Source organism: Diaphorobacter nitroreducens (assembly GCF_002214645.1).
GTDB lineage: Bacteria > Pseudomonadota > Gammaproteobacteria > Burkholderiales > Burkholderiaceae_C > Diaphorobacter > Diaphorobacter nitroreducens.
Genome location: NZ_CP016278.1, coordinates 3,936,518 through 3,948,283 on the forward strand (window position 1 = coordinate 3,936,518; position 11,766 = coordinate 3,948,283).

Genomic DNA, 11,766 nt, shown 5'->3' on the forward strand with positions numbered 1-11,766 from the left:
AGGAAACAAGCATGACCAACCTTCATCACACCACCCGCCGCACGCTGCTGGCCTCCCTGGCCGTGGCCGCCGCCGGCGCGCTGCCCCTGGGCGCCCTGGCGCAGAACTTCCCCACCAAGCCCATCACCATCATCGTGCCGTTCTCGGCCGGCGGCACCACCGACATCCTGGCGCGCATCGTGGGCCAGGGCCTCACCACCGAGCTGGGCCAGTCCGTCGTGGTGGACAACAAGCCCGGCGCGGGCGGCAACATTGGCGGATCGCTGGCCGCCAAGGCCGCAGCCGACGGCTACACCCTGTTCATGGGCACGGTGGGCACGCACGCCATCAACCAGTCGCTGTACAAGAAGATGCCCTTCGACCCGGTGAAGGACTTTGCGCCGCTGTCGCGCGTGGCCACGGTGCCCAACCTGCTGGTGGCCCACCCCAGCCAGCCGTTCAAGACCGTGAAGGAAATGATCGCCTACGCCAAGGCCAACCCCGGCAAGATCACGTTTGGCTCGCCCGGCAGCGGCGCGTCACCCCACGTATCGGGCGAGCTCTTCAAGAGCATGACCGGCACCGACCTGCTGCACATCCCCTACAAGGGCAGCGCCCCCGCCATGACCGACCTGCTGGGCGGCCAGACCTCCGTCATGTTCGACAACATGCCCTCGGCCATCCAGCACGTGCGCTCGGGCAAGCTGCGCCCCATCGCCGTGACCACCGCCAAGCGCTCGCCCGAGCTGCCTGACGTGCCGACCATCGCCGAAGCCGGCGTGCCCGGCTACGAGGCAACCTCCTGGTTCGGCATGTTTGCCCCGGCCGGCACGCCCAAGCCGGTGCTGGACAAGCTGCACGCCGCGCTGATCAAGGTGCTGAACCAGGCCGACGTGAAGAAGAAGATCGCCGAGCAGGGCGGTGACGTGGTGGCCGAGACTCCCGCGCAGTTCGCCGCCTTCATCCAGGCCGAAAGCGTGAAGTGGGGCAAGGTGGTGAAGGAGTCCGGCGCGACGGCCGACTGACCCTTCGCTGAGCGGTTCAGCCCCTTACCCTCCCTCACACGGCGGGTGGAGGGGTAGCGGTAATCTGCTATTGATACGAGAGCTTGTAGCGCTTGATGGACGGGCGCTACAGGCTCTTTTGTTATGGAGCCTTGGGTGCCTGGGGCGCATCGGGCGGCAGGCCGGCGCCAGCCTCCGCCGCGGCCAGGCGTTCCTGGCGCTCCTTGGCCATCTGCTCCACCAGTTGGGCGCGGCCCTGCTTGGCGACGGCGATCATGGCCTCGCGGTCGTTGTGGTGCTCGTACATGCGGTTGGACAGCGCCATGTTGTGCGCGCGGAAGCGCTCGGCCAAGGTGTCGGCCTCTTGCGGCGACAGGCCGTTGAGCTCCAGCACCGTGCGCGCGGTGCGCAGGCTGGACTCGAACACCTCGCGCTCCACGTGCTCCACGCCCAGATCGCGCAGCGCGTGCCAGTGCGTCACGTCGCGCGCACGCGCCACGATCTGCAACTGGGGAAAGTGCTTCTTCGCCAGTTGTACGATCTTGAGCGACTGCTCCGGCGCGTCCACCGCCACCACCAGGATGCGCGCATGCTCGGCGCCGGCCATGCGCAGCAGGTTCACGCGCGTGGCGTCGCCATAGAACACACGGTAGCCAAAGGTGTGGGCCACCTCCAGCATCTCCACGCTGTGGTCCAGCACCGTGGCGGGCACGCCCTGCGCCAGCATCATGCGCGCCACGATCTGCCCATAGCGCCCGAAGCCGGCAATGATCACCGGGGCCGACTGCGGCTCGGAGATCTCCTGCGCCTGCGGGGCGGTCTTCAGCGTGGCAAAGCGCTTGAGCAGCACCCGGTCCAGCAGCACCAGCAGCAGCGGGCTGATCAGCATGGACAAGGCTACCGCGCCGATCAGCAGCGACGCCATCTCGGCCGGAATCGCGCGAAAGCCCGCGCCGGCCTGGAACACCACGAAGGCGAACTCGCCGCCCTGCGCCAGCAGCAGCGTGAACACAGGCCGCTCCTGGTAGGGCATGGCGGTCACGCGCGCCAGCGTCCAGATCACCAGTGCCTTGATGCCCAGGAAGCCCAGCAGCAGCGCCAGCATGCCCCAGGGCGTGCGCAGGATCACGCCGAAGTCGATGCTCATGCCCACCGCGATGAAGAACAGGCCGAGCAGCAGGCCCTTGAAGGGCTCGATGTCGGTCTCCAGCTCGCGGCGGAACTCGCTGTCGGCCAGCAGCACGCCGGCAAGGAACGCGCCCAGCGCCATCGACAGGCCCACCGACAGCATCAGCATGGCGATGCCCACCACCAGGAACAGCGAGGTGGCGGTGAAGATCTCGGGCGTCTTGCTCTTGGCGATCCAGCGCAGCAGCGGGCGCAGCGCGAGCCGCCCGCCGAGCACGATGGCGCCCACCACGCCCAGGATCTTGGCCGCCTCCAGCAGCAGCCCCCGCACTTCGTGCGGATGGTCCAGCTCGGCCGCGCGCGCGGCCACGCCCAGCAGCGGCAGCAGCGCCAGGATGGGGATCGCCGCCACGTCCTGGAACAGCAGGATCGAGAAGGCCTTCTGCCCGCTGTCCGTGCGCATCAGGTTGCGCTCGTTGATCACCTGCAGCGCGATGGCGGTGGACGACAGCGCCAGCCCCAGCGCGCCCACCAGCCCCACACGCCATGGCAGCCCGAACGCCCAGGCCGCGGCCCACAGCAGTGCGGCGCAGCCCACCATCTGCGCCGTGCCCAGGCCGAAGATGGGGCGGCGCAGGCTCCACAGGCGGCTGGGTTGCAGCTCCAGCCCCACCAGAAACAGCATCAGCACCACGCCGAACTCCGCGAAATGCAGGATGTCCTGCACATTGCTCACCAGCGCCAGGCCCCAGGGGCCGATGGCGATGCCCGCGGCCAGGTAGCCGATGATGGCGCCCAGCCCCAGCGCGCGGGCGATGGGGACGGCGATCACAGCCGCGGCGAGATAGGTGAATCCGTAGGTGAGCCAGACGGGGGCTTGGGCCATGGTGTGCAGGAAGAGGGCGCGAAAAGTGATGCGGGGAAGTGCGTGCGCCGCACTCGGGCGCGGGCAGAAATTGTGCACCCGGCCCGCGGGCGGCGCAGGCGCGGGGGGCCGCCGGGCGGGCAAGGTGCCGTGAATGCTCTGGTTTTGATAGCTGTTAGCACTGGATGGAAAAGCGCTAGGCCGCGTTTTCATGCCGGACGCCCGAGGACCGCCGCGCAGCGTGCCGGCTGCGTCGGCCGATAGAATCGCCGCATTCCTTCCCCCTCATTTCCCGACGGACCACGACATGGACTGGCATACCTGGATGGCTTTTTTTGCGGCGTCGTGGGTGATCGCCATCTCGCCGGGCTCGGGCGCCGTGCTGTCCATGAGCCACGGGCTGTCCTACGGCGTGCGCAAGGCGGGCGCCACGATCCTGGGGCTGGAGCTGGGCCTGCTGCTGATCCTGGTGGTGGCCGGCGCGGGCGTGGGCTCGCTGCTGGTGGCGTCGGAACTGGCCTTCAGCATCGTCAAGGTGCTGGGTGCGTGCTACCTGATCTACCTGGGCTTCATGCAGTGGCGCGCGGGCGCCGCCGGCACGCTGCAGGGCGACCTGCAGGCGCAGCCCGCGAGCTGGCGCCGCCGCGTGCTCACCGGCCTGCTGACCAATGCCACCAACCCCAAGGGCATCATCTTCATGGTGGCCGTGCTGCCGCAGTTCATGACCGACACGCGCCCGCTGTGGAGCCAGCTGCTGGTGATGGCCGTCACCATGCTCTCGGTGGACCTGATCGTGATGAACGGCTACGCCGCCAGCGCCAGCGCGCTGCGCACGCTGATGCGCAGCGGCCGCGCCATGCGCACGCAGAACCGCGTGTTTGGCGGCCTGCTGATGCTGGTGGGTGCAGGGCTGTTTTTCGTCAAGCGCGGCACACAGCACGGGTAGTCGCTGGTTTGCTATTTTTATAATAGCTATTAGCGCTTGACGGACGGGCGCTAAGGCCTGTTTTTGCTTATGTGGAGCCAGCGGCCGCGACCGCCGGCACTACGATGCGGGCTGGCCCCGCGCGGGTACGGAACACAGGAGGCAGGCATGACCGTGGTCGCAGTTGCAAATCCCAAGGGCGGCGTGGGCAAGTCCACGCTGGCCACCAACATCGCCGGCTACTACGCCAGCCGCGGGCATGCGGTGGTGCTGGGCGATCTGGACCGCCAGCAGTCCGCGCGGCTGTGGCTGCAGCAACGCCCGGCCGCGGCGCGCCCCATCGGCGCGTGGGATGTGGAGCCCGATCGCTTTGACAAGCCGCCCAAGCATGCCGCCCACGCCGTGCTCGACACGCCCGCGGGCCTGCACGGATGGCGGTTGAAGGACATGCTCAAGCTGGCCGACCGCATCATCGTGCCGCTGCAGCCCAGCGTGTTCGACATCTTCGCCACGCGCCAGTTTCTGGACGAGCTGGCCGCGCACCGTCGCAGCGCGGGCGTGCCGATCGGCATCGTGGGCATGCGCGTGGACGCGCGCACCATCGCGGCGGACAAGCTGCATGCCTTCGTGGACAGCCTGGGCCTGCCGGTGCTGGGCTACCTGCGCGACACGCAGAACTACATCCACCTGGCGGCGCACGGCCTGTCGCTGTTCGATCTGTCGCCCGGTCGCGTGGCGCGCGACCTGGAGCAGTGGCAGGGCATCTGCGCCTGGCTGGACGGCGCCTGACGCGCGCGCTGGCCGAGTTCCAGCGCCAGGGCTGTCGCGGTGCCGACAGGCGCCCGCGCGCGCAGGCCGCTACAGTGGCCGCATGAAAACCTTCCGCAGCTATTCCGAAGTGGCCTCCTGCGTCGGGCAGGAAGTGGCCGTCACCGACTGGGTGGAAGTCACCCAGGCGCAGATCGACCGGTTTGCCGACGCCACGGGCGACCACCAGTGGATCCATGTGGACCCGCAGCGCGCAGCGCAGGGGCCGTTCGGCACCACCATTGCGCACGGCTTTCTGACACTGTCGCTGCTGCCGCGCTTCATGGAGGCATCGTTTGCCATCGCCGGCGCGCGCATGGGCGTGAACTACGGGCTCAACCGGGTGCGCTTCCCCGCTCCCGTGCCCGTGGGCAGCCGGCTGCGCGCGCGGATGGTGCTGGCAGCGGCCGAGCCCGTCGCGCCCGACGGCATGCAGATGACCTGGGAGGTGACCCTGGAGCGCGAGGGTGGCGACAAGCCCGTGTGCGTGGCCGAGGCGCTGGTGCGCAGCTACGGCGCACCCGCCTGACGGGGCTGCGCCGGGGGCCTGCCGGTCCGGTTCAGGCAGGCTGGGTCTGCGTGGGCGGAGTGAGAAAGCTGTTTTGCCGCCACGCCTCGTAGACCGTCACGGCCACGGCGTTGGACAGGTTCAGGCTGCGCTGGTTGGGCAGCATCGGCAGGCGCAGGCGCTGCGCGGGGGGGAACGTCTCGCGCAGTTCCGGCGGCAGGCCGCGCGATTCGGCGCCGAACACGAACCAGTCGCCCGGCAGGAAGCCCGTGTCGTACACCGACTGCGTGCCATGGGTGGTCAGCGCGAACATGCGCGACAGGTCGGGCTGCATGTCGCGCAGCAGGGCCGTCCAGCCCGGGTGGCGGCGCACCTCGGCGTACTCGTGGTAGTCCAGCCCCGCGCGGCGCATGAGAGGGTCTTCCATGGAGAAGCCCAGCGGTTCCACCAGATGCAGCATGCAGCCGGTATTGGCGGCCAGGCGGATCACGTTGCCGGTGTTGGGCGGAATCTCAGGCTCGACGAGGACGATGTGAAACATGGTGGCTATTGTCGGCGGCCCGCGGGTGGCGGGCTGACGGATGAGGCGGCAGATGGTAATGAATCGTATACCGGCGGCCATGCCCGCGCGTCACGGCGTGCGGGCCAGCACCAGCGCGCAGACCTGCAGCGCACCCGCATCGCGCAGGGGCGCTGCGGCCGCATGCAGCGTGGCGCCGGTGGTCATCACGTCGTCCACCAGCAGCACCCGCTTGCCGGCCAGTTGCGCGGCCCGCAGCGGGTCGGGCACGAAGGCGCCGCGCAGGTTGCGCAGCCGTTCGGCACGCGCCAGGTGGCTCTGCGCCTCGGTATCGCGCACGCGCAGCAGCATCCGCGCGTGCACCTGTGGATGGCCCAGCGCGCGCGCCAGCAGCAGGGCCTGGTTGTAGCCGCGCTGGCGCAATCGCTCGGGTGACAGCGGCACGGGCAACACCAGGTCGGCCTGGGCCAGCGCTGCCTGCGCGCCTGGGGCACGCGCCATCAGTTGCGCCAGGGCGCCGGCCCAGCCGGGCTCCGCATGGAACTTGAACTGGGCCAGCAGGTCGGCCCATGGAAAGGCGTAGCTCACTGCGGCCACGCAGGCATCCAGCGGCGGTGGGTGGCGCAGGCAGTCGCCGCACTGCGCGACGCCGTGGGGCAGCAACCGCGCGCAGGTGGCGCAGCGCGGGAGCGGCGGAGCAAACTGCATGCGGCAGGCGTCGCACACGGGGCGTGCGGGCCAGGCATGGCAGACCGCGCAGCGGCTGGGCACTGCCGCGCCCATGCGGGCCAGGCCGCGCGATATCCCTGCCAGGTGCGTGGCCAGATGCGTGAACAGCATGGGCTCAATATACTCGCGGCCATTTGCGGCCCGCCATGTCCGAACACCTTCCGCCCACCATCGACCCGGTCGCCGCTGCACGCTGGCATGCCATGGTGCCCGAGGTCTCGCCCTGGTTGCACGAAGAGGTGGCGCAGCGCATGCAGGAACGGCTGCAGTGGATCGTGCAGGCGCCGCAGGCCTGGTGCGACTGGGATCCGCTGCGCGGCGGCGTGCAGGGCCATGGCCTGGTGGGCCAGCATTTCGAACAAGCCGCCAGCCATATCACCGAGACTTCATCACCCGCGGGGGAGGCGCTGGCGCGCGTGCGCTTCGCAAAGCCCTGGTGGAGCCCCGCGCGCTGGTCCGCGGCGGCGCCGCGCTTCGGGGTGCCGCCCGAGGGCAGCGTGCAGATGCTGTGGTCCAACATGGCCCTGCACATGGCAGCGGACCCGCAGGCGCTGATCACCCAGTGGCATCGGGCACTGGCGGTGGACGGTTATCTGATGTTCTCGTGCCTGGGCCCTGACACGCTGCGCGAGCTGCACGCGCTGTATGCCGAGCTGGGCTGGCCCGCCGCCGGCCACGCCATGACCGACATGCACGACTGGGGCGACATGCTGGTGCATGCGGGGTTTGCCGAGCCTGTCATGGACATGGAACGCATCACGCTCACCTTTGCCACGCCCGAGCGGCTGCTGCAGGAGCTGCGCGGCCTGGGGCGCAACCTGCATCCGCAGCGCTTTCCCGCGTTGCGCGGGCGCCACTGGCGCCAGCGACTGGAAGAGGCGCTGGCCCAGCGGCTGGCCGATCCTCGCCATGAGGGGCAGCTTGCATTGACCTTCGAGGTCGTCTACGGCCATGCCTTCAAGCCCGCTCCCCGCGTGCGCGTGGAGGGCAGCAGCGCGGTGTCGCTGCAGGATATGCGCGCCATGCTCCACGCAGGACGCACGCTGCCGCGCTGAGGGGTGCAGCGCAATTTGCGCTGTCAATGACCTCAATCAATGCAGGCTACAATTCTTTAAGATTGCAGATTCGGAACTCTCTTGGCGCGCCTGCATCGGGTGGTCGCCCGCGGCCGGCGTCGCGTCTTCTGGAGTTCTGATGGCGCCGCGCGGCGCTCTCAGGCCTCCTTTCTGCGTCACTTCTTGGCAGTGTTCTCTCGGGACTAACGTGTATTGCAGCCATGTCCCGTGCTGGGCATGCTGAATGCGATCAAGAGAGTCCGTGTTGGATTGCGGAGACAACAGGCTGCCAGGAAAGCGGTCTGGACTGATTGGTGAAAGCGGGTGCACGGCATGCCCGCATGGCTTTGTGCGCCGCCTGACCCCACGCAGGCGCGCACCGAGGGATTGGTCAATTGGAGCTTAGAAGTAAGTGAGAACTATGAAGAGCATTTCCAACAAGCTGGCTTCTGGGCTGCTGATGGCCGGAGCATGGGTGGGCACGGCGGCCCATGCGGTTCAGAGCCTGCCCGGCGGCCCGGCGGTGAACCAGCTGAACTTGCACCCCCCCGTGACCAAGATCGCCGAGGAGCAGCACTTCCTGCATTGGATGATGCTCATCATCTGCACGGTGATCTTCGTCGGCGTGTTCTCGGTGATGTTCTATTCGATCTGGAAGCACCGCAAGTCGCGCGGCGCCCAGGCCGCCAATTTCCACGAGTCCGTCACCGTCGAGGTGGTCTGGACGGTGATCCCCTTCATCATCGTGGTTCTCATGGCCCTGCCGGCCACCAAGGTGCTGGTGGCGCAAAAGGACACGACCAATGCCGACCTCACGGTGAAGGTGACCGGCTACCAGTGGAAGTGGGGCTACGACTATCTGTCGGGCGAGGGCGAGGGCCTGTCTTTCATCTCCACGCTGGACAGCAGCCATCGCCGGATGTCCGACAGCGGCAACGTGGCCAATGCACCAGCCGACTACCTGCTGAAGGTGGACGCCCCCCTGGTGGTGCCGGTGGGCAAGAAGGTGCGCGTGATCACCACGGCCAACGACGTGATCCACGCCTTCATGGTGCCGGCATTCGGCATCAAGCAGGACGCGATCCCCGGCTTCGTGCGCGACACGTGGTTCCGCGCGGAAAAGGTGGGCGACTACTACGGCCAGTGCGCCGAGTTGTGCGGCAAGGAGCACGCCTACATGCCGATCCACGTCAAGGTAGTGTCCGCACAGGACTACACGCAGTGGGTGGATGGCGAGAAGAAGAAGGCCGCCGCTAAGCTGGACGACCCCAGCAAGGTCTGGACGCTGGACGCGCTGCTGCCGCGCGGCGAGAAGGTTTACGCCGCCAACTGTGCCGCCTGTCACCAGGCCAACGGCAAGGGGGCCGGCCCCATCAAGCCGCTGGACGGTTCGGCCATCGTCACCGACGCCGACCACGCCAAGCAGATCCAGGTGGTGCTCAAGGGCGCTGCCAACGGCGCCATGCCCGCCTGGGCGCAGCTCAGCGACACCGATCTGGCCGCCGTGGTGACCTACACCAAGAACGCCTGGTCCAACAAGACGGGTCAGCTGGTGCAGCCGTCTGAAATCGTGGCCCAGCGCGGCAAGTGAACCGCAACGCCCAACGCATTGAGGAATCGAACATGAGCGCAGTTCTGGACAATCACGGGCACGCCGGCGGCCACGCACACGACCACGGTGACCACCATCACGGCCCCACCGGCTGGCGCCGTTGGGTGTTTGCCACCAACCACAAGGACATCGGGACGCTGTACCTGCTGTTCTCGTTCACCATGCTGATGATCGGCGGCGTGCTCGCGCTGCTGATCCGTGCCGAGCTGTTCCAGCCCGGGCTGCAGGTGGTGAACCCCGAGCTGTTCAACCAACTCACCACCATGCACGGGCTGATCATGGTGTTCGGCGCCATCATGCCGGCCTTCGTGGGTTTCGCGAACTGGATGATCCCGCTGCAGATCGGCGCGTCCGACATGGCGTTCGCGCGCATGAACAACTTCAGCTTCTGGCTGATGATCCCTGCGGCCATCATGCTGGTGTCGTCGTTCTTCATGCCCGGTGGCGCGCCTGCCGCGGGTTGGACGCTGTATGCGCCGCTGACCCTGCAGATGGGGCCGTCCATGGACGTGGGTATCTTCGCCATGCACATCCTGGGCGCCAGTTCCATCATGGGGTCGATCAACATCATCGTGACCATCCTGAACATGCGCGCGCCGGGCATGACGCTCATGAAGATGCCCATGTTCGCCTGGACCTGGCTGATCACGGCCTACCTGCTGATCGCCGTGATGCCTGTGCTGGCCGGCGCGATCACCATGACGCTGACCGACCGCCACTTCGGCACCAGCTTCTTCAACCCGGCTGGCGGCGGCGACCCGGTGATGTACCAGCACATCTTCTGGTTCTTCGGCCACCCCGAGGTGTACATCATGATCCTGCCGGCCTTCGGCATCATCAGCCAGGTCGTTCCCGCCTTCAGCCGCAAGAAGCTGTTCGGCTACGCCTCCATGGTGTACGCCACCTCGTCTATCGCGATCCTGTCGTTCATCGTGTGGGCGCACCACATGTTCACCACAGGCATGCCAGTCACGGGCCAGCTGTTCTTCATGTACGCCACGATGCTGATCTCCGTGCCCACCGCCGTGAAGATCTTCAACTGGACGGCGACCATGTGGCGCGGCTCCATGACCTTCGAAACGCCCATGCTCTGGGCCGTGGGCTTCATCTTCGTGTTCACCATCGGCGGCTTCACGGGCCTGATCCTGGCCATGGCGCCGATCGATATCCAGCTGCAGGATACCTACTACGTGGTGGCCCACTTCCACTACGTGCTGGTGGCCGGTTCGTTGTTCGCCATGTTCTCGGCCTACTACTACTGGAGCCCCAAGTGGACGGGCATCATGTACTCGGAGACGCGCGGCAAGATCCACTTCTGGGGCTCGCTGATCACCTTCAACATCACCTTCTTCCCCATGCACTTTCTGGGGTTGGCGGGCATGCCGCGCCGCTATGCCGACTACCCCATGCAGTTTGCCGACTTCAACGCGCTGGCGTCCGTCGGGGCACTGGGCTTTGGACTGATGCAGGTGTACTTCTTCCTGTTCGTCGTGCTGCCGGCCATGCGCGGGCGGGGCGTGAAGGCGCCGCAAAAGCCCTGGGAAGCCGCTGAAGGCCTCGAATGGGAAGTGCCGTCGCCCGCGCCGTTCCACACCTTTGAAGTGCCGCCCAAGCTGGACGCTACGGCCACGCGGGTGATCGGCTGACATTCCGGGAGATCGCCATGACCACGCCGGAGCAAAGAAAGTCCAACCTGCGCATGGCGCTGATCCTGGCGTCGGTGGCGGCGGTGTTCTTCATCGGCTTCATGGTGAAGATCGCCTGGCTGCATTGACGAAAGGGCGGGACCATGGGTGCGCGTAGCGAGAACCTGAAGATGGTGGGCAAGCTGGCCGTGGTGACGGTCGGCATGTTCGCCTTCGGCTACGTGCTGATCCCGATCTACAAGCACATTTGCGAGATGACGGGCATCAACATCTTGTCGCTGTCGGAGCGGCAGGTGCCCGGCAACGGCACGGCCGGCCGCAACGCCCAGGTGCCCGCCAACAGCCAGGTGGACAAGACCCGCCTCATCACTGTGGAGTTCGATGCGAACGCGCGTGGTCCGTGGCAGTTCCGGCCCGCGCAGCGCTCCGTGCAGGTGCACCCGGGCGAGCTGGCCACGGTGATGTACGAGTTCCAGAACGTGCAGGACCGCCGCATGGCCGCGCAGGCCATCCCCAGCTATGCGCCGCGCCAGGCGGCCGCCCACTTCACCAAGCTGGAGTGCTTCTGCTTCAACCAATACACCCTGGAGCCGGGCGAGAAGAAGGAATGGCCCGTGGCCTTCGTGATCGACCCGCGCCTGTCCAAGGACGTCACCACGATCACGCTGTCCTACACCTTCTTCGAAGTCGGCGGCAAGACGCCGGCCGCGCCCCAGTCCACGGCCGCCGCACTGCCGGCGACTTCCGCGGAGGCCGGTTCATGAGCCCCACGCCCCCGCGTCCGCCGCGCAAGGGATCGCTGTTGCGCACCCTGCGTGCCGTGGCATGGTCGCTGATCGGGTTGCGCAAGGGGGAGCAATACCAGCGCGACCAGGAGACGCTGCAGCCGCTGCACATCGTGTTCGTGGGATTGGTCGCTCTGTTTGTGCTGGTGCTGCTGCTGATCGGGCTGGTGAACTGGATTGCTTGAGGCCTGCCGCCGCTGATA

13 protein-coding genes are annotated in these 11,766 nt (G+C 67.4%); 10 read left to right on the forward strand and 3 right to left on the reverse strand.

Going from position 1 to position 11,766, the window contains the following annotated elements; translation table 11 throughout:
• Positions 1–11: 11 nt before the first annotated feature.
• The gene (locus BA022_RS18380; protein WP_088888403.1) at positions 12–1,004 is read left to right on the forward strand and encodes a Bug family tripartite tricarboxylate transporter substrate binding protein; all 993 of its coding nucleotides are present in this window, start codon (positions 12–14) and stop codon (positions 1,002–1,004) included.
• A gap of 121 nt (positions 1,005–1,125) precedes the next feature.
• On the opposite strand, the gene kefC is transcribed toward BA022_RS18380, so the two are convergent.
• Positions 1,126–2,997, reverse strand: coding sequence for a glutathione-regulated potassium-efflux system protein KefC (gene kefC, locus BA022_RS18385; protein ID WP_088888404.1), 1,872 nt, complete (start codon positions 2,995–2,997; stop codon positions 1,126–1,128).
• 286 nt (positions 2,998–3,283) lie between these two features.
• Between kefC and BA022_RS18390 the strand changes: the two genes are divergently transcribed.
• The 3 genes from BA022_RS18390 to BA022_RS18400 all read left to right on the forward strand — a co-directional run bounded on the left by BA022_RS18390 (position 3,284) and on the right by BA022_RS18400 (position 5,237).
• A complete protein-coding gene (locus tag BA022_RS18390; RefSeq protein ID WP_011806642.1) occupies positions 3,284–3,922 on the forward strand; it encodes a LysE family transporter in 639 nt (212 codons plus the stop codon).
• A 147-nt stretch (positions 3,923–4,069) separates the two neighbouring features.
• Positions 4,070–4,690 (forward strand): ParA family protein, encoded by a 621-nt coding sequence (locus BA022_RS18395; protein WP_088888405.1) that lies wholly within the window; start codon positions 4,070–4,072, stop codon positions 4,688–4,690.
• An 82-nt stretch (positions 4,691–4,772) separates the two neighbouring features.
• The gene (locus tag BA022_RS18400) at positions 4,773–5,237 is read left to right on the forward strand and encodes a MaoC family dehydratase (protein WP_088888406.1); all 465 of its coding nucleotides are present in this window, start codon (positions 4,773–4,775) and stop codon (positions 5,235–5,237) included.
• A gap of 31 nt (positions 5,238–5,268) precedes the next feature.
• Here the strand turns inward: BA022_RS18400 and BA022_RS18405 are convergent, their stop codons facing one another.
• Entirely contained in the window at positions 5,269–5,757 is a 489-nt protein-coding gene (locus BA022_RS18405; RefSeq protein ID WP_088888407.1) for a tRNA (cytidine(34)-2'-O)-methyltransferase, read from the reverse strand.
• Positions 5,758–5,847: 90 nt separating this feature from the next.
• Positions 5,848–6,576 carry a ComF family protein gene (locus BA022_RS18410; RefSeq protein ID WP_047349750.1) on the reverse strand — a complete coding sequence of 243 codons (729 nt, stop codon included), beginning with the start codon at positions 6,574–6,576 and terminating at the stop codon, positions 5,848–5,850.
• Between the two features lie 35 nt (positions 6,577–6,611).
• Between BA022_RS18410 and BA022_RS18415 the strand changes: the two genes are divergently transcribed.
• The 6 genes from BA022_RS18415 to BA022_RS18440 all read left to right on the forward strand — a co-directional run bounded on the left by BA022_RS18415 (position 6,612) and on the right by BA022_RS18440 (position 11,748).
• Positions 6,612–7,520 carry a class I SAM-dependent methyltransferase gene (locus BA022_RS18415; RefSeq protein ID WP_015914166.1) on the forward strand — a complete coding sequence of 303 codons (909 nt, stop codon included), beginning with the start codon at positions 6,612–6,614 and terminating at the stop codon, positions 7,518–7,520.
• 421 nt (positions 7,521–7,941) lie between these two features.
• Positions 7,942–9,111: a cytochrome c oxidase subunit II gene (coxB, locus tag BA022_RS18425; RefSeq protein ID WP_088888408.1), complete on the forward strand. Its 1,170-nt coding sequence runs from the start codon at positions 7,942–7,944 to the stop codon at positions 9,109–9,111.
• A 32-nt stretch (positions 9,112–9,143) separates the two neighbouring features.
• Positions 9,144–10,778 (forward strand): cytochrome c oxidase subunit I, encoded by a 1,635-nt coding sequence (ctaD, locus tag BA022_RS18430; RefSeq protein WP_015914164.1) that lies wholly within the window; start codon positions 9,144–9,146, stop codon positions 10,776–10,778.
• Between the two features lie 17 nt (positions 10,779–10,795).
• Positions 10,796–10,906 carry a cytochrome oxidase small assembly protein gene (locus tag BA022_RS19525; protein WP_015914163.1) on the forward strand — a complete coding sequence of 37 codons (111 nt, stop codon included), beginning with the start codon at positions 10,796–10,798 and terminating at the stop codon, positions 10,904–10,906.
• Between the two features lie 15 nt (positions 10,907–10,921).
• Complete coding sequence (locus BA022_RS18435) at positions 10,922–11,542, forward strand: cytochrome c oxidase assembly protein (protein WP_088888409.1); 621 nt, start codon at positions 10,922–10,924, stop codon at positions 11,540–11,542.
• Positions 11,539–11,748, forward strand: a complete 210-nt coding sequence (locus tag BA022_RS18440) for a DUF2970 domain-containing protein (RefSeq protein WP_011806631.1) — start codon at positions 11,539–11,541, stop codon at positions 11,746–11,748. The genes BA022_RS18435 and BA022_RS18440 overlap by 4 nt, the downstream gene beginning before the upstream one ends.
• Positions 11,749–11,766: the final 18 nt, after the last annotated feature.

What these genes read in the sequence shown, in the direction of transcription:
- BA022_RS18380 (WP_088888403.1), top strand. Translation starts at nt 12, where the DNA reads ATGACCAACCTTCATCACACCACCCGCCGCACGCTGCTGGCCTCCCTG.
- kefC (WP_088888404.1), bottom strand. Translation starts at nt 2,997, where the DNA reads ATGGCCCAAGCCCCCGTCTGGCTCACCTACGGATTCACCTATCTCGCC.
- BA022_RS18390 (WP_011806642.1), top strand. Translation starts at nt 3,284, where the DNA reads ATGGACTGGCATACCTGGATGGCTTTTTTTGCGGCGTCGTGGGTGATC.
- BA022_RS18395 (WP_088888405.1), top strand. Translation starts at nt 4,070, where the DNA reads ATGACCGTGGTCGCAGTTGCAAATCCCAAGGGCGGCGTGGGCAAGTCC.
- BA022_RS18400 (WP_088888406.1), top strand. Translation starts at nt 4,773, where the DNA reads ATGAAAACCTTCCGCAGCTATTCCGAAGTGGCCTCCTGCGTCGGGCAG.
- BA022_RS18405 (WP_088888407.1), bottom strand. Translation starts at nt 5,757, where the DNA reads ATGTTTCACATCGTCCTCGTCGAGCCTGAGATTCCGCCCAACACCGGC.
- BA022_RS18410 (WP_047349750.1), bottom strand. Translation starts at nt 6,576, where the DNA reads ATGCTGTTCACGCATCTGGCCACGCACCTGGCAGGGATATCGCGCGGC.
- BA022_RS18415 (WP_015914166.1), top strand. Translation starts at nt 6,612, where the DNA reads ATGTCCGAACACCTTCCGCCCACCATCGACCCGGTCGCCGCTGCACGC.
- coxB (WP_088888408.1), top strand. Translation starts at nt 7,942, where the DNA reads ATGAAGAGCATTTCCAACAAGCTGGCTTCTGGGCTGCTGATGGCCGGA.
- ctaD (WP_015914164.1), top strand. Translation starts at nt 9,144, where the DNA reads ATGAGCGCAGTTCTGGACAATCACGGGCACGCCGGCGGCCACGCACAC.
- BA022_RS19525 (WP_015914163.1), top strand. Translation starts at nt 10,796, where the DNA reads ATGACCACGCCGGAGCAAAGAAAGTCCAACCTGCGCATGGCGCTGATC.
- BA022_RS18435 (WP_088888409.1), top strand. Translation starts at nt 10,922, where the DNA reads ATGGGTGCGCGTAGCGAGAACCTGAAGATGGTGGGCAAGCTGGCCGTG.
- BA022_RS18440 (WP_011806631.1), top strand. Translation starts at nt 11,539, where the DNA reads ATGAGCCCCACGCCCCCGCGTCCGCCGCGCAAGGGATCGCTGTTGCGC.